The following is a 17,309-nucleotide window of genomic DNA, read 5'->3' on the forward strand; positions in this document are numbered from 1 at the left end:
GTTTAGGCTAAATTACTTCTTTTAACGCTCTGTGCGGGAGGTTTGTTACGTAAGCCGCTGTGAATTTATGATGAACGGCCGTCAGGATATCCGGCTCCATGCGGTCTGGTGTCCCCGGCTGAGCAGGAACCTGAGCAGCCCCTCATTTTCAGGCAGCTGCAACTCCGGATCTGTCTGCAACAGCGCTTCGGCAGCCTCGCGGGCCGCTTCCAGCATGACCCTGTCCCGCACAATATCCGCCAGCTTGAAATCCAGCAGACCGCTCTGGCGCGTCCCTTCTATATCGCCGGGTCCGCGCAGCTCCATATCTTTTTCAGCAATTACAAATCCGTTACCGCTTTGTACCATTACCTGTATACGTTGGCGGCTTTCCCGCGACAGCTTATTGCCGGTCATCAGCACGCAATAGGATTTGTCTCCCCCCCTTCCTACCCTTCCGCGCAGCTGGTGCAGCTGCGAAAGGCCAAACCGCTCCGCACTTTCGATGACCATTACCGTGGCATTGGGAACGTTCACCCCCACCTCGATAACAGTAGTGGCCACCATGATCTGACACTCGCCGCGTACAAAACGCTGCATGTTGGTTTCCCGGACTTCAGAAGTCTGCCGGCCGTGGACCATGCTGATCAGATAGCGGGGTTCGGGAAAATAGGCTTTTACGTTTTCATACCCTGTCATCAGGTTCTCATAATCCAGCTTTTCGGATTCATGGATCAGGGGATATACGATATAAGCCTGCCGCCCTTCCCGTATCTCATCCTTGATAAAATCCATTACCGAGGGGCGCTGATGTTCGGAACGGTGAACGGTCGCGATGGGTTGCCTGCCGGGAGGCAGTTCGTCCATAATTGACACGTCCAGATCGCCGTACAGCGTCATGGCCAGGGTGCGGGGTATCGGCGTGGCGGTCATGACGAGGATATGCGGGGGAACGGTATTTTTCTTCCACAGCCTGGCGCGCTGAGCCACACCGAAGCGGTGCTGCTCATCTACGATGGCCAGGCCGAGGTTGTGAAACACCACGCCTTCCTCAAGCAGGGCATGGGTACCGATCAGCATATGCAGCTCCCCCGATTTGACCTGCGCCAGGATGGTCTTGCGTTCTTTACCCTTCACAGCGCCGGTAAGCAAGGCAATACGGATAGGCAGCTCCCGGAGCAGCGCGCCGATGCTTTCCAGATGCTGCTGGGCCAGTATCTCGGTCGGCGCCATCAGGCAGGCCTGAAAGCCGTTGTCTACCGCCAGCAGCATACAAAGCAGCGCCACCAGCGTTTTCCCGCTTCCCACATCGCCCTGCAGCAGACGGTTCATCTGCCGCCCTCCCAGCGTATCCTGTCGGATCTCTTTCAATACCCGTTTCTGTGCGCCGGTGAGGGTAAAGGGCAGGTGATGTTCATAAAACGCATTAAAGCAAGGGCCTACTTTTTCAAATATCCATCCCCGTGACTGCAGATGACGGCGGCTTTTCAGCCGGCATATCCGCACCTGCGAAAGAAACAGCTCTTCAAATTTCAGCCGGCGCAGGGCCTGCTTTCCCTCTTCTTCGCTGCGGGGAAAATGGATGGCCCGGCAGGCCAGGTACCGCGGCATCAGCCGGAAGCGGGTCATCAGCGGATCGGGAAGACATTCCGGCAGATCTGCAGGCTGCAGCTGACCGAGCAGGGCCTGGGTGAACTTGCCCAGCGCCCGTCCACCCAGCCCACGGGATTTCAGCTTCTCGGTGCTGGGGTATACCGGCTCCAGATAATCCTGGCCGGCGGCATTCTCCGGGGTCAGCAACTCCATCTCCGGATGCGCCATCTGGAAAACGCCGTTAAAAATACCGGTACGGCCGTAGACGATATAGCGGCGGCCCTCCTGCAGCGATTTCTGTACCCAGCTAATCCCCTGGAACCACACCAGCTCCAGTGCGCCCGTATCGTCTTTCAGGGTAGCCGTGAGGCGGCGTCCCCGGCGCTCTCCCAGGAGCTCCACATCCGAGAGCACGCCGGCCACCTGTATAAAATCGGTATGGGGGGTAATGTCCCGTATGGGGCAGATCACCGACTTATCGATATACCGGTAAGGAAACAGCTCCAGCAGATCCCGGAAGGTATACAGGTTCAGCTCCTTTTTCAGCAGGTCGCCCCGCTGGGGACCCACACCTTTCAGGTATTCAATGGGATTGTCTAATATGGATTCCTGTCGTCCGATGCCTCATGTATTTGATGGATGCCGGCCTGCCGTGGCATACCGGCCTGAAACCGGAGCGGGAACAGTATATCCCTGTTCCCGCTCCCGGTGTCGGTACCTCAAAAATAAGGCATTTCTTCCTACTGCAGATCCTTCATCGTAAAGGGCTCCTGGCGGCCTTTTTCCTTTTCGCGCACCGCTTTTACATCCGCTTCGGTGACCATCCCGGCCTTGTTGTTCCAGGAATTACGGATATAGCTGACGATCTGTGCAATATCTTTATCAGACAGCTGGTCATTGGATCCGATACCGGGCATTTCCCCGCCCACTTCCGGCACCTTATACAGCTTGTTCCCCACCTTGATGGGGCCGACAAGACCATACAGCACGATCGAGAGCAGGGTATGCTTGTCGCCCTGTACCCAGTTGGAGCCGTTCAGCGGCGCACCGAGGGATTTGATACCTTCCCCGTCTTCGCCGTGGCAGGCCTGGCAGATGGTCTCAAAGAGCTGCTTGCCCCGCACCAGGCGCTTGTCTGTTTTGGTAGACTGGGCCTTCTTTTTGGCAATATCGCTGATCACTTTTTTCAGCCGGCGGGCAAACACGCAGGAGCTGTCGGACGTTTCTTTCCGGAACCGGGCAAGGAACTTTTCCTCTTCCCCGCTCAGGCCGCTGATCACCGCATCGGCCACATAACGGTTATCCTTATATTTCTTTGCCGCATCCAGCAACAAAGCTTCTGCGGGCGCCTTGGCAAACTGCGTGGCGGCCGCTCCCATAAAGGCGATATAGGGCGCCAGCAACGTATCTCCCTTTTGCAATAGTGCTCCGCCGGTATGCAGCCATTGCGCAGCATTGGCGGCGCTCAGCATGGCGGTGGCTGCGGTCAGCCCCTGCTGCTGCTGCAGCGGATCATTGCTTTGGAGGAAAACCTGGATATCGGAAGCCTGCAGCTGTCCCAGGCCTTCGAGGGTCCACAGGGCATGTATCCGACCCAGCTTGTTGGCATCTTCCTGCAGCTTTTTACGCAGCAGGGGAACGGTCTGCACCGCTTTCTGATCGATCAGCATATGCTGGGCAGTTTCGCGCACCCAGCTGTTGTCATCATCCAGCGCCGCCACCAGCGCTTCGGGCGATTTCCCGCTCATATCCACGGGCTTGGGATCGCTGCCGTGGCGTACAATCCGGTATATGCGGCCGCAGCTAAGCGGATCCGTCAGCTCGCGCATCTTGATCTCGTTGTTCAGATAAGGCGTAAGATAGGTTTTGTGCTGGATGATGCCGCGGTACATATCCACTACATAAAGTGCCCCGTCCGGTCCTACGGTGAGGGTCACCGGCCGGAACCGCTCGTCGTCGCTGGCGAGGAACTCCTTGCCCTGCCAGGCCTGCTTACCGGTTACCTTATAACCGTTATCGGTAAGGATGTTCCTTTTTACCAGATTGGCGGAAGGCTCGGCTACAAAGGCATTGTTTTCATAATCCTCACCAAGCGCTTTGCTGCGAAAGATCAGGGGACTACAGGCTGCAGTAAAATTGACCAGACGCAGACTGTCGTCCAGCACCCCCTTCATATAGCCGCGGTTTACGCCCGGGGTAGCGCGGATCGGGTAAGTACGGTTATCCGGTACGATGTTCTCGTTAAAACCGCTTACCGAACGCTGCTGCAGGTTGCCCGATCCCAGTCCGGGACTGAAATAATCGCCCAGCAGGTTTTCGGAATTGTTGTTATAAAAAAGGCGGCCGTAATTGTCCTGCGAGACACCCCATTGTCCGCGGAAATGGGTATGCTCCACTACCCAGCGGCCGTTTATCTTGCGGTACCGCTTGTCGGATTTGGCATTATATATCCAGTTATCCAGTCCGCGCAGCAGTCCGTTGGGCTGATGCTCCACATTGCCTCCTTCGGCATAGGTGGGGTCTACCAGCGTCTTCTTCCCGGCCACGTCGTTGTTGTCTTCCACAAACCAGAGTTTCGGCGGCTCCGCTACCAGTACCCCCCCGTCGATCAGACAGATGGCCCGCGGCAGCACCAGGGAATCCATAAAGACCTTCCGCTTGTCTGCCTTACCATCGTGGTTGGTATCTTCCACGATAACGATCTTGCTGACAGGCTTGTCTTCGCCTGTGCCGCTGGTATCATGCATATATCCTTCCATTTCCACCACCCACATTCTTCCGCGGTCGTCGAAGATCATGGCCGTAGGCGTATGCACCAGCGGCTCCGAAGCTACCTGCCGGATATCAAAGCCCTGTTCCAGCTTAAAATGCTTCATGGCTTCTTCCGGGCTCAGCACGGGAGAGGTAGCATATTTCTCACGCATGGCCAGGGAATCCTCCTCCCTCGAAGATTGATGAGCGGCCTGGTTGCAGGATACGGCCAGGGCACCGGCCACAACGAGGGCCGTCAGGAGCCGGCCCGCCCCCCGGGATAATGCCGGCCCGGAGCTTCCGGGCTCCGGAGAATAAGGCGCTGCAGAGGGCCTGGAAAACCGCCCGACCGATACATACTGCTCATTCATCTTCTTGCCGGAAGAAGACATCCTGCTTTTTTTCATCCGTTAATTTTTTGTCTTTTTAAATGGCCGGATGACATAGAAATACATCAAGGCCTATTGTGATTTATTATGAACGAAATAAACTTGCGCGTTACAGGTTCCGCTCCGCTCGGGCATACGCATCCCCCAAATATAAACCGGCCTTTCAGCCGGAGTACATTTTATTTTTCTAAAGGATTTATACAAACGTTTGCAGCTAAAGTATAAAATGATTCTTTTTTTTCCTAACCGGCTGTAAAAAAGAAAGGCAGACCCTTGTCCACAGCGGTTATGGGACAGAAGAAAACGGCAGGCGAAAAGGCAGCGTCCGGGGTGGCCTCCCCGGGAAAGGGCATAAAAAACCCGGGCAGCAGGGATCCATAGCCCGGGTGTTCAGCCGGAAGGCAGACGGGCAGGTCTGCTCCGGGCAAGTAGCTATGCGGATTTCAGAAGCCGGTTTCTATCTTACCGCTGACAAAATCCTTCATCCAGCGGGTGGTCACCGATTTCGGTCGTTCGATGGGCAGCGCCAGCGCGCGGTCCCAGCAGAGGGAAGCCAGCACGCCCAGCGCGCGGGAAACACCGAACAGCACCGTATAAAATTCATATTCCACCAGGCCGTAATGCACCAGCAGGGCGCCGGAGTGGGCATCCACGTTGGGCCAGGGATTTTTTACCTTCCCCAGCTCCTGGAGGATGGGAGGCACCACTTCGTATACCCGCCACACGATATTTACCAGCTCATCATCCGGCAGGTGTTTTTTGGCAAATTCCATCTGGGCGGTAAAGCGGGGATCGGTTTTCCGCAATACGGCATGGCCGTAGCCCGGTACTACCTTTCCTTCGTCCAGGGTTTTCCGGACATATTTTTCGATCTCAGCCTTGTTGGGCAATCCCCCGCCGAGCTCTTCCCGCAGCTGCTGTATCCACCGGATCACTTCCTGGTTGGCCAGCCCGTGCAGGGGGCCTGCCAGGCCGTTCATTCCCGAGGCAAAAGCCAGATACGGATCGCTCAGCGCCGAACCTACCAGGTGCACCGTATGTGCGCTTACGTTACCTCCTTCATGATCGGCATGGATGGTCATATACAGCCGCATGAGCGCCCGGAAGCTGTCATCGTCGTACCCCAGCATATGGGCAAAATTACCAGCCCAGTCCAGCGAGGCGTCCGGCTCTATATGTACATTCCCCTTGTACTTGCGGCGATAGATATAGGCGGCCAGCCGGGGCAGCCGGGCAATGAGGTTCATGGCATCCTCATACATATAGCTCCAGTACTCCTTCTTATTGATACCGTCGGAATATGCTTTGGCAAAGACCGATTCCGTCTGCATGGCCATTATGCCGATGCCGAACTGGGTCATCGGATGGGTATCCGGAGGCAGCTTATCAATGGTATTGAACACATGGCGGGGCACCTGCGAGCGCCGGCCCCATACATTGGAGAGATGCTGGGCATCCTTTTCTTCAGGCAGCTCCCCGATCAGCATCAGATAAAACAATCCTTCCGGCAGGGGCTCCGATCCATCCGGTACGCGGGGCAGCTTTTCCCTCAGCTCGGGGATGGAATATCCCCGGAAACGGATACCATCATTGGGATCCAGCAGGGAGGTTTCGGAAACCAGGCCGGTAACGCCCCGCATGCCCTGGTAGGTCTGCGCTACGGTAACTTCGTCTAATTTCTTGCTGCCGTGCTGTTTCAGTAGGTCTTTTACGTCTGCTCCCAGTTCATCGGCCTTGGCCTTAAACCGCTCTTTAATGTAATCCATGTCTATCATTAATCTGTAAGGGAATTAAATGCATCGCCTGTAAAAGGACGAGGACAAATGTACGCAATTTGACCTGACGGGGGATTGATTTTTGATGTATGGTCTGCCTCCCGGGGTTTCCGGTTCGAGGTTTGAGGTTTCTGGTAATCATCAAACGCGGAGCGTTCATTGAGACCACTAAAGATCATTATGCACGAAATAAATCAGCACATCATCAAAGGCGAAGCCTTCACTGAGACAAATAAAAAAACATTATGCACGAAGTAAATTACCAAATCATTAATGCCTTTTACCTTTCACCCTTCACCTTTTACCCCTTTAGGGGGGGTTACTTGGGCGCCTTGCGGTACAGCGCATACGCTACCCCCGCGAAAAAGATATTGGGTATCCAGACCGCCAGCAGCGGATTGAGGGTGCCTTTGACCGAGAAGGTCGTGGAGAACTGCATAAACAGGATGTAGGAAGCGCTGATCACAATACCCAGGGCAAGATGAAGACCGCTGCCGCCCCGCACCTTCCGCGAAGCGATCACCGCCCCTATAAAAGCCAGGATGATGACCGAGACGGCCGATGCGGTGCGGCGGTATTTTTCAACATACAGGAAGTTGATACCCTCGGACCCGCGCATCTCCTGGCGGGCAATGATACGGTTGAGCTGCGGCGTGGTCATGGCCGTCATATCGCTGTTCTGCTGCACAAGATCGTCCGGGGTAAGCGGAAGCTTCAGCAGCGTGTCCCTGGCTACATTTACCTGCTGGCGGAGCGTACCCAGACGCCGGTATATGGCGGAGCTGCTGCGCCAGGCCTTCGCGGCGGTATCCCAGCGCAGGTACTGCGACTCCAGCCGGTCGATCAGCTGCCGCCCCTTTATCGTTTCGATCGTTACCCCCGAAGCATAATGATCACCCGGGTAATAGGAGTTGATGGAGATATAGGTCTCCGGATCGATCCGCATGTGGATGTTGACCAGCACATCTTTTTTCTGGGTAGGATTATCGATATACTTATCCTCAAAAGCGGTTCTGATCTGGTTGGCCCTGGGTATCCAGGACTGATTGGCCACCCCCAGCAACAGGGCCAGCAGGATGCTGCCCACCCAGTATGCGCGGAGCAACCGGTTAAAGCTGGCGCCGCTGCCGAGGATGGCAATGATCTCCGAGCGGTAGGCCATCTTGGAGGTAAAGAAGATCACCGCGATAAAAATGAACAGGGGGAAAAGCAGGGCGGCAATATGGGGAATAAAGCCCAGGTAATAGTTAAAGATGATCTGGTAGACGGACTGGTGACTGCTGATAAAATCATCGATCTTTTCCGTGATATCGATCACCACCGAGATGACAACGAAGATCAGAATGGCATAGAAAAAGGTACCCAGGAACTTTTTTAATATGTACCAGTCTATTTTCTTCATGATCTGCAATGGTCTTTAACAGCGGTTCTACAGCCGCTGCCGGAGCTGTTTTGTCATTTTATCTTTCCAGGGGCCGTAATCGCCCTGCAAAATATGCTCACCGGCCTGTTTTACCAAATGTAAATAAAATGCCAGGTTGTGGATGCTGGCCAGCTGCATACCCAGTATCTCCCCGGCCACAAACAGGTGGCGCAGATAAGCCCTGCTGTACTGCTGGCTGGCAAAGCACGGCGTATCGGGGTCCACCGGCGAAAAATCATCCGCCCATTTCCGGTTCCGGATATTGATCACCCCCCCGGCGGTGAACAGCATGCCGTTCCGCCCGTTGCGCGTGGGCATTACACAGTCAAACATATCCACCCCCAGCGCTATGGCCTCCAGGATGTTCCAGGGCGTGCCCACCCCCATCAGGTAACGGGGCTTATCCGGCGGGAGTATGCCGCAGACGAGGTCCGTCATCTCGTAAAGCGTATCTTCCGGCTCCCCCACGCTCAGACCGCCGATGGCGTTGCCGCTGCAGCCCCGGGAGGCGATCACCTCGGCCGACTGCCGCCGGAGCCCGCGGTCCATCCCCCCCTGCACGATCGGAAAAAGCGTCTGCTCATAGCCATACTTCGGCGGCGTTTCCCGCAGGCGGGCGATGCACCGGTCCAGCCAGCGGTGGGTAAGCAGCATGGACTCCCGGACATACCGGTACTCCGCGGGAAAGGGCACACATTCGTCAAATGCCATGATGATGTCCGCACCGATGCTCCGCTGGATATCCATTACGCTCTCGGGGCTGAACAGGTGACGGGAGCCGTCGATATGGGACTGGAACACAACGCCTTCTTCCCGTATCTTCCGGTTGGCCGCCAGGGAAAATACCTGATAGCCGCCGCTGTCCGTAAGGATGGAATGATCCCACCCGCAAAACCGGTGCAATCCGCCCGCTTCTTCGAGGATGCCGGTGCCGGGGCGGAGATAAAGATGATAGGTATTGCCCAGGATGATACGGGCGGCAATGTCCTGCTCCAGCTGTTCCCGCGTTACCGCCTTTACACTGCCCACGGTGCCCACGGGCATGAACACCGGTGTGGAAAAGCTGCCGTGCGCTGTGGTAACGGCGCCCGAACGGGCGCTGGTGCTGTTGTCTGTGGCCTTTAACTGAAATTCCATGTGCTCTTACTCCGGGGCAAAGGTAAAGTGCTCCGGGAATATCAAAAATTCCCGTTATTTTTACGTCCGTTATATGAACTTATCTGTCTGGGAATGGATCTGGTATGCATTTGCTGCCGTAGCGGGCATACAGTTCTTTTATTACCTGTTTTTTTTCTCCCGCGTGGCCCTTTACAAAAGAAAGGCCGCCCCTGCGGAAACGCCCCTGCTGCCGGTATCCATCGTCATCTGCGCCAAGGATGAAGAGCACAATCTCTCCCGTTACCTGCCGGTGATCCTCCAGCAGCGTTACCATGATGCGCAGCATCAGCCGGCCTACGAGGTGATCGTCGTCAACGACAACTCCCTGGATGACACCCCCCACTATCTCAAGTCCATCCAGCCCGGCTATGCCCATTTCCGCCAGATAGAGCTGAAACAGGAGGCCAAGGGCATTCCCGGGAAAAAGTACCCGCTCACCGTGGGTCTTAAGGGAGCACAGCACGAAACCGTGCTGCTGACCGATGCCGACTGCCGCCCCGCGGGGGTTCACTGGCTGCAGCACATGAGCGAAGGATTCCGGCCCGGAAAAGAAATCGTGCTGGGCTACAGCCCCTATAACCGGAAACCGGGCCTGCTGAACAAGGTGATCCGTTTTGAAACCTACTTCAGCGCGCTCCAATACCTCTCTTATGCCCTGGCCGGCATTCCTTACATGGGGGTGGGACGCAACCTGGCCTATAAAAAAGAGCTTTTTTTCCGTCATAAGGGATTTCTGAGCCATCAGCATCTTCCCTCGGGCGACGATGACCTGTTCATCAATGCGGCCGCCAGGGGGCGCAACACCGCCGTGGTCATCCACCGGGAAGCCTTTACCTATTCTGAGCCGCAGACCAGCTGGGGCGCCTGGTTCCGGCAGAAAACGCGGCATATGTCCACCGGGCGGCATTATAAGTTCAAACACAAGCTGCTGCTGGGGCTTTTTACCTTTACCCAGTTCTGGTTTTATCCCTTGCTCGTGCTGGCCCTTTTTTACCGTCCTTTTTTCCTGATCACGCTTTATATCCTGGCCGGACGGCTGCTCGTACAGGGGCTGGTATATGCCGGCAGCCTGCGGAAGCTGGGCGAAAAGGATCTTTTTCTGTACTGCTGGCTGTTTGACGTGCTGTTGTTCCTGTATTATATCGTTTTTGCCCCGGCCGTATATTTCAAACCCAAGATGCGGTGGAAATAATCTTAAAATACTTCGGGGATTTCTCGGAAAAACAATTGCAGCAGCTGGCCGCACTGGAACCTTTGTACCGCTCCTGGAATGAAAAGATCAATGTCATCTCCCGCAAAGACATCGACAGCCTCTATGAGAAGCACGTTTTGCATGCCCTCGGCATTGCTGTGATAAACAGCTTCGGGGCAGGACAATCCGTGATCGACATCGGCACGGGCGGAGGATTTCCCGGTATTCCCCTGGCCATCTTTTTCCCGGATACCCAGTTTCACCTTGTAGACGCTACCGGAAAGAAGATAAAAGTGGTGGAAGCCGTTGCGGAAGCCCTGAAGCTGGACAATGTCAGCACCCAACACGCCCGCGTGGAAGACATCAGGGACCGGAAGTTTGACGCAGCCGTTTCCCGGGCCGTAGCCCCGCTGGCAACCCTCTGCCGGTGGAGCAAAGCGGTGCTGCGGAAAAAAGGAACGCTGTTCTGCCTGAAGGGAGGAGACCTGCACGACGAAATCTCCGGCAGCGGTTACCGTCCACGGATATACGAACTGGAGCATTATTTTCCCGAACCTTTTTTCAGGGAAAAGTACCTCTTGTCGGTGACCCTGTAGCGTTTTCGGCCTTCCGGAGGGCTGGAATGGCATGATTTTCGAGGTTTTATCCGGGATCTTACATTATTAATCAGTAAATTAGCAATATTCCGAATCCTCAAACCCTTTATATGATGAAAAAGCCACTTATAGGAATCGCAGCCCTGGGCGCAGTACTTTCCTTCAGCGCCTGCCAGCAGTCCGGAAGCAACCAGAACGGTCAGTCGGAAGACAGCATTACCGAGGCGCCCGCGGCCCCGGTAGCCCTCTCCCCGGTAACCGGTTCTCCGGAATTCCCCAATGCCACGCTGACCGTGGACAAGATGACCGCGGAGAAAAAAGGCGATTCGGCCACCGTGTCGTTCAGCTTCGGAGTTAAAAACTACGAGCTGACCCAGCAGACAGGAGATGCCGCCGGCAAGCAGTGCAACAATTCCGCACAGGGACAGCATATCCATTTCATCATGGATAACAAACCCTATGTGGCGCTTTACAAACCGGAATACACCCTGACCCTGCCGCTCAACTCTGACCATTACCTGATGACCTTCCTTTCCCGGTCCTATCATGAATCATTAAAAAACCCGGAAGCCGCCAAGCTCACTCACTTTAAGATCGACGGCAACGGCAAGATCCAGAAGCTGGATGTTCCTTCCTCCCCCATGGTTTTCTACAGCCGGCCCAAAGGCGATTACATCGGCAAGGATACCAAAAACGTACTGCTCGACTTTTATGTATACGGCGGCAAGCTGGGGGACAGCCTGCAGGTGAAGGCCAATGTAGGCGACACCACCTTTACCCTCAGCCAGTGGCAGCCTTATTTTATCCAGAACGCCGCTATGGGCGACCTGAACGTGAAGCTGCAGCTGGTTGACGGCAGCGGCAATGCGCTCAGCGGACCCAATACGGAAGTGGACCGGACCGCGCACCTCGCTGCGGATGAACCGATGTAAGGCTGTTTCCGATAAAGTATATTTTGCAAAAACGCCCTCCGGCCGGAGGGCGTTTTTATGTATCGTATTTCATTCAGGAACCGCTGCGGCTTCGCCCCCGTCCCCGTTATTCCGCCGGAAGAACTGACGAAGCTGCTTGAAAGTCCGGAAGTAAAACTCCCGGTTGAAAAGCTGGGAATCGTTCAGGGCCTTATAGATGAGAAATCCCGCAATGGGGATGAGCACAGCGGCCGACAGCCACATGCCGCTCCAGGGCTGCATCACATCGTTACGGGCCAGTCGCTCGCCGATGGTGGACACCACATGAAAGATCACAAAAAAGGCCACCGCAAAGACAAGCGGCGTCCCCAGCCCCCCTTTCCGGATGATGGACCCGAGGGGGGCGCCGATCAGGAAAAGTACCATACAGGCGAAGGAGAGGGTAAACTTGCGGTGCCACTCCACCCGGTTCCGCAATACCGTATCCACCTTATCGCGGTAGTCGGCAGCCGTCATGTTCAGGCTGTTCAGCCCTTCCCTGATATTGGTCTGCACGCGGTCGTACACATAGCGGCGCTGTCCGGACGGGATGAGGCTGTCAAAAACCGGCACCTTCAGCGGGGGTACGGCGGTATTCAGCCAGCCGGTATCGCGCCAGCGCCCGAAAGCATAGCGGAAGGTGATATCCCGCTCCACGTTTCTGACATTGTACTGCATCTGCCGGCGGATAGAGTCCTCGGCCTTATCCAGCTGTTTTATGTTCAGCATCTGGGTAGCGGTGCTGAACAGGTTTATCGGGGTACGGGAAAGCATAAACGAACTCAGATCCAGCACCTCCCGGAATTCCCCGAAGCCGGTCCGGATAAACTCATTGTCGGCCGAAGCGCGGTTGCCCCGCTCCTCGTACTGCCATCCATCCTGGAGAGTAATGTAGACGAACTTCTTATTGGCCGACTCCTCTATCCTGCCCTGCTTGGCCAGGATGACCTTTTCGCTGCCCGGCGTACGGCGGTCGTATATGATCACGTCATGGATGGTCTTACCGTCCGGGTCCTTGCGGGAGACCTTGATGGCCAGATTATCCATCTCCTCGAAAAATACACCGGGCCGGATGTTAAAGCCGTGCTTCAGGTTTACAATATCATACAGCAGGGATTTGGCCTGCAGGTTAGCTATAGGGATGACATAATTGGAAAACAGGAAGGCGCCTGCACAGATCAGGGCGCAGAGCCAGATCAGGGGTCGCATAAAGCGCAGCAGCGAGATGCCCGACGACTTCAGGGCTACCAGCTCAAAGCTTTCTCCCAGGTTGCCGAAGGTCATGATGGAAGAAAGCAGGATAGCCAGCGGCAAGGCCAGCGGCACCGTGGTGGCGCTCATATAGAAAAGCAGCTTGCAGATGGTGAAGGTATCGAGACCTTTTCCCACGAGATCGTCGATATACTTCCACAGGAACTGCATGACCAGCACAAAAAGGGTGACGAAGAAGGTCACCACAAAAGGGCCGACGAATGCCTTTATGAGGAGTTTATCAAGCTTTTTTACCACGGCTCCGCGCTGAATGGAAATAAGCGCAAACGTACACCATATTTTTTTACCGGGGAAACGCCGGGCCGGTACGGCAAGGATGGGTTAACTTAGCGCAAGGATTATAAGGCTCAAGGCTATGTCATTTTCACTTACACCCGAGGAAACCCGCCTGGTAAGCGATGCGGAGCTGCTGTTACGCAAAAACGGCATTATCGAAAAGGTGTACGGACTGATGGGCGAGCTGCACCGTTCCCTGGAGGCCCTGCCCCAGATCCGGTCGTTCCCCTTTCCCGAGGGATGCCTGGCCCGGGGAGCCAAGATATCAAAAGGGGAAAACTACCGGGGACTGCCCTATGTCATCCTGGATTACCCCCGGCTGTTCAGCCGGGAAAGCATCTTTGCCTTTCGCACCCTTTTCTGGTGGGGACACGATTTTATCTGTACCCTGCACCTGGCCGGCGCGGCTTATCACGATTACCGGGAAAGCCTGGTCCGGCAATACCCTCTCCTGCGGAGTCACCATTTCCTGGCGGCAACCGGGGATGACCCCTGGGTGCATCACCCCGACGAAGAGGCCTTCGTACCGATGGAGGAGATCAGCGCCGACGGCTGGGGCCGGGAGCTGGAACAGCGGAGCTTTCTCAAGCTGGCACGGCGGACACCGCTGCAAGAGTGGGATGCGGTAGTCGCGGAGGGGCAGCACAGCTTCGGAGTGCTGCTGGAAGCATTGGGTGAAAATTCCGGATTGGGGGTTTGAAGTTTATCTCGCGCTCAATGATCTTAAATGGTCTCGATGAAGGCTACGCCTTTCCGGTTTCCGGTGCAATAGCCTAAGGCCTAAATCCAAAGCCTAAAGTTGATCGGCCCGGCATGAAACCTTGAACCTTCGGCCCTGAACTTTAAACTCAAATGCCTTTTACCTTTGCCTTTCGCCTTTTACCCTTCACCTCTTTACCTCTCCCGGGGGGTTAGCTGCCGATCCGGTGCATCAGGTCCTTCACCTGGGCATTCCAGAGCTGAGACTGGTCGGCCACCTCCTTTTTTTCCGCAAAATCGTTGACCAGCAGTACGGTTTCGTTGGTGACTTCTCCCCGTTGGATACGGAACTCAAAGTATTCGTCCTGGGGAGCCGCCAGCCACCGGAACCGGACATACTCATCCTGGTTCTGATCCACCAGCTCCGCCTTTTCTTCGGCACCGTTCCAGGTGAATGAAAAAATATGATCCCGCGCATCCACTTTATCGGCAAACCATTCCTGCAGACCCGCCGGGGTAGCCAGGAACTCGTAAAGGATGCCCGGAGAGCAACGTACCTGGTATTCCAGCGTATAATTTATTTTTTTCGCCATGTTTGCCTTCTTAGCCATCTACAGGGGATTATTTTTTTTCAAACGAACCAGTTGCAATTATAGAAAAATATTCATTGTATCAAAATATTTTTCGGGAATTTTAAGGCTGTCTTTTATTTTCTTGAAAGATATGCCCCTCCCTTTTTATACTAAAATGCTCAACCCGTCAGTTACTTAGAGAATAAATAATTTTTTTGGCCTCTATTTCAAAAAAAATTATTTTTGTTCACTATACACGAAAATTAACAATTCTTTAAATTTAAAGCCCGTCCTGCAACTATGTCGATGCGTCAACTTAAGATTACCAAATCTATCACCAACCGGGAATCCCAGTCGTTGGAGAAATATCTTCAGGAAATAGGTAAGGTAGACCTGATCTCTCCCGAAGAAGAAGTACAGCTGGCCATCCGGATCAAACAGGGAGACCAGTGTGCGCTGGAAAAGCTGACCAAGGCCAATCTCCGCTTCGTGGTTTCCGTAGCCAAGCAGTACCAGAACCAGGGACTTTCCCTGAGCGATCTGATCAACGAGGGCAACCTGGGGCTGATCAAGGCGGCACAGCGCTTTGACGAAACCCGCGGCTTCAAGTTCATCTCCTATGCCGTGTGGTGGATCCGTCAGTCGATCCTGCAGGCGCTCGCCGAGCAGTCGCGCATCGTGCGGCTGCCGCTCAACAAGGTAGGGCTGTCCAACAAAATCAACAAGGCTTATTCCCAGCTGGAGCAGGAATTTGAACGCGAGCCTTCTCCCGACGAGCTGGCCAGCATCCTGGAGATCAATACGGAAGAGGTGGAAGCTACCCTCGGTGTGGCCGCCCGCCACGTTTCCATGGACGCTCCCTTCGTAGACGGGGAAGACAATACCCTGCTGGACGTGCTGACCAACCCCAACTCCTCCGGCACCGACAACGAGCTGACCTACCGCGAATCCCTCCGCAAGGAGATAGAACGCTCCCTGAGCACCCTCACCGACCGGCAGAAGGATGTGATACGCCTCTACTTCGGCATTGGCGTAGAACACCAGATGTCCCTCGAAGATATCGGCGAAAAATTCGCCCTCACCCGGGAAAGGGTCCGCCAGATCAAAGACAAAGCCATTACCAAGCTAAGGTCGGCCTCCCGCAGCAAGCTACTGCGTCATTACCTGGGCTCCTGAGCCCGCCGGCCTTCCCTGCCTGCCTTTTTCCACCCCTTCGGCCAGCCGGAAAGGTTGGAAGTCTGAGCTTATTCCGATAACTTTGCCTCCCGCATCCGGTGATGTTCCGCATCGCCGGATGCGTTTTTTAACGAAGGAAGCTGCATCATGTTTGAATCACTCTCGGAGAGGCTGGAGACAGCCTTTAAACAAATCAAGGGCCAGGGCCAGATCACGGAGCTCAACGTAGCCTCCACAGTGAAGGAAATCCGGCGTGCCCTGGTAGACGCTGACGTTAACTATAAGATCGCCAAGGAGTTCACTGACAAGGTAAAGGAAAAAGCGCTCGGCGAAAAGGTGCTGAATGCAATCTCGCCCGGTCAGCTGATGGTCAAGGTGGTCCAGGATGAGCTGGCCGAGCTGATGGGCGGCACGGAAGAAGGCCTCGACCTGAAAACCAGTCCTACCGTTATCCTGATCGCGGGCCTCCAGGGGTCCGGTAAAACCACTTTTTCCGGCAAGCTGGCCCGTTTCCTGAAACAAAACCGGCATAAATCACCCTTGCTGGTGGCGGCCGACGTATACCGTCCCGCGGCCATCGACCAGCTGAAGGTGCTGGGCGAGCAGATCGGCATACCCGTCTACCACGAGCCGGATCAGAAAGACCCGGTGCTGATCGCCCGGAATGCCCTCAAAGAAGCAAAGACAAAAGGACATAACGTTATCATCATCGATACCGCCGGACGGCTGGCCGTAGACGAGGCCATGATGACGGAAGTGGCCGATATCAAGGCGGCAGTAGCCCCCCAGGAAGTGCTTTTTGTCGTGGATGCCATGACGGGCCAGGATGCCGTGAATACGGCAAAGGCCTTTAACGAAAGGCTGGATTTCACCGGGGTCGTGCTGACCAAGCTGGACGGCGATACCCGCGGTGGGGCCGCCCTCTCCATCAAATACACCGTGGAGAAGCCCATCAAGTTTATCAGCATGGGCGAAAAGCTGGATACGCTGGATGTTTTCTACCCCGAGCGTATGGCGCAGCGTATCCTCGGCATGGGCGATATCACCACCCTCGTGGAAAGGGCGCAGGCGCAGTACGATGAAGCGGTGGCGGCCCGGATAGAGAAGAAGATCCGGAAAAACCAGTTTGATTTCGAAGACTTTATCACCCAGCTCCAGCAGATCAAGAAAATGGGGAATATCAAAGACCTGCTCGGTATGATCCCCGGTATGGGAAAAGCGGTAAAGGACCTGGATATCAGCGACGACGCTTTCAAGGGCATCGAAGCCATCATCGGCTCGATGACCCCTTATGAGCGTACCCATCCGGATGTGATCGACAGCAGCCGGCGCAGACGTATTGCCGGGGGAGCGGGCAAAGACATCCAGGAGATCAACCAGTTTATGAAACAATTCGAGCAAATGCGGCAGATGATGAAGGGCATGAACAAATTTTCTGCCGCTGGCCGGGGTATGCGGGCCATGAAAGGCCTGCCCCGGTAAAAGAGCGTAGAATTTTTTTGCGCTTT

At 55.2% G+C, this 17,309-nt stretch carries 13 protein-coding genes; 6 read left to right on the forward strand and 7 right to left on the reverse strand.

What is annotated here, in order from left to right; genetic code table 11:
* Nucleotides 1–81: 81 nt before the first annotated feature.
* The 5 genes from recG to tgt form a co-directional block, all read right to left on the reverse strand.
* Nucleotides 82–2,193 (reverse strand): ATP-dependent DNA helicase RecG, encoded by a 2,112-nt coding sequence (gene recG, locus ABD851_RS12070; RefSeq protein ID WP_344979744.1) that lies wholly within the window; start codon nt 2,191–2,193, stop codon nt 82–84.
* Nucleotides 2,194–2,312: 119 nt separating this feature from the next.
* Entirely contained in the window at nt 2,313–4,730 is a 2,418-nt protein-coding gene (locus ABD851_RS12075) for a DUF7133 domain-containing protein (RefSeq protein WP_344979588.1), read from the reverse strand.
* Nucleotides 4,731–5,155: 425 nt separating this feature from the next.
* Nucleotides 5,156–6,478 (reverse strand): citrate (Si)-synthase, eukaryotic, encoded by a 1,323-nt coding sequence (locus ABD851_RS12080; protein WP_344979590.1) that lies wholly within the window; start codon nt 6,476–6,478, stop codon nt 5,156–5,158.
* 328 nt (nt 6,479–6,806) lie between these two features.
* Complete coding sequence (locus ABD851_RS12085; protein ID WP_344979592.1) at nt 6,807–7,889, reverse strand: LptF/LptG family permease; 1,083 nt, start codon at nt 7,887–7,889, stop codon at nt 6,807–6,809.
* A 27-nt stretch (nt 7,890–7,916) separates the two neighbouring features.
* Nucleotides 7,917–9,047, reverse strand: a complete 1,131-nt coding sequence (gene tgt / locus ABD851_RS12090) for a tRNA guanosine(34) transglycosylase Tgt (protein ID WP_344979594.1) — start codon at nt 9,045–9,047, stop codon at nt 7,917–7,919.
* A 73-nt stretch (nt 9,048–9,120) separates the two neighbouring features.
* Here tgt and ABD851_RS12095 point away from each other — a divergent pair, with 73 nt between their 5' ends.
* The 3 genes from ABD851_RS12095 to ABD851_RS12105 all read left to right on the forward strand — a co-directional run bounded on the left by ABD851_RS12095 (nt 9,121) and on the right by ABD851_RS12105 (nt 11,788).
* Complete coding sequence (locus ABD851_RS12095; protein WP_344979596.1) at nt 9,121–10,260, forward strand: glycosyltransferase; 1,140 nt, start codon at nt 9,121–9,123, stop codon at nt 10,258–10,260.
* Nucleotides 10,251–10,856, forward strand: a complete 606-nt coding sequence (gene rsmG / locus ABD851_RS12100; RefSeq protein WP_344979598.1) for a 16S rRNA (guanine(527)-N(7))-methyltransferase RsmG — start codon at nt 10,251–10,253, stop codon at nt 10,854–10,856. The genes ABD851_RS12095 and rsmG overlap by 10 nt, the downstream gene beginning before the upstream one ends.
* A 113-nt stretch (nt 10,857–10,969) precedes the next feature.
* Nucleotides 10,970–11,788: a hypothetical protein gene (locus ABD851_RS12105; RefSeq protein ID WP_344979600.1), complete on the forward strand. Its 819-nt coding sequence runs from the start codon at nt 10,970–10,972 to the stop codon at nt 11,786–11,788.
* Between the two features lie 69 nt (nt 11,789–11,857).
* On the opposite strand, the gene ABD851_RS12110 is transcribed toward ABD851_RS12105, so the two are convergent.
* The gene (locus ABD851_RS12110) at nt 11,858–13,315 is read right to left on the reverse strand and encodes an LptF/LptG family permease (protein ID WP_344979602.1); all 1,458 of its coding nucleotides are present in this window, start codon (nt 13,313–13,315) and stop codon (nt 11,858–11,860) included.
* Between the two features lie 118 nt (nt 13,316–13,433).
* On the opposite strand from ABD851_RS12110, the gene ABD851_RS12115 reads away from it, so the two are divergent.
* On the forward strand, nt 13,434–14,054 hold the full coding sequence (locus ABD851_RS12115; RefSeq protein ID WP_344979604.1) for a hypothetical protein: 621 nt from the start codon (nt 13,434–13,436) through the stop codon (nt 14,052–14,054).
* A 211-nt stretch (nt 14,055–14,265) separates the two neighbouring features.
* Here the strand turns inward: ABD851_RS12115 and ABD851_RS12120 are convergent, their stop codons facing one another.
* The gene (locus ABD851_RS12120) at nt 14,266–14,646 is read right to left on the reverse strand and encodes an START-like domain-containing protein (RefSeq protein WP_344979606.1); all 381 of its coding nucleotides are present in this window, start codon (nt 14,644–14,646) and stop codon (nt 14,266–14,268) included.
* A gap of 279 nt (nt 14,647–14,925) precedes the next feature.
* Here ABD851_RS12120 and ABD851_RS12125 point away from each other — a divergent pair, with 279 nt between their 5' ends.
* Together ABD851_RS12125 and ffh are read left to right on the forward strand one after the other, a co-directional pair.
* A complete protein-coding gene (locus ABD851_RS12125; RefSeq protein ID WP_344979608.1) occupies nt 14,926–15,801 on the forward strand; it encodes a sigma-70 family RNA polymerase sigma factor in 876 nt (291 codons plus the stop codon).
* A gap of 147 nt (nt 15,802–15,948) precedes the next feature.
* The gene (gene ffh / locus ABD851_RS12130; RefSeq protein ID WP_344979610.1) at nt 15,949–17,283 is read left to right on the forward strand and encodes a signal recognition particle protein; all 1,335 of its coding nucleotides are present in this window, start codon (nt 15,949–15,951) and stop codon (nt 17,281–17,283) included.
* Nucleotides 17,284–17,309: the final 26 nt, after the last annotated feature.

The organism is Compostibacter hankyongensis, from assembly GCF_039541075.1.
Taxonomy (GTDB): Bacteria; Bacteroidota; Bacteroidia; order Chitinophagales; family Chitinophagaceae; genus Compostibacter; species Compostibacter hankyongensis.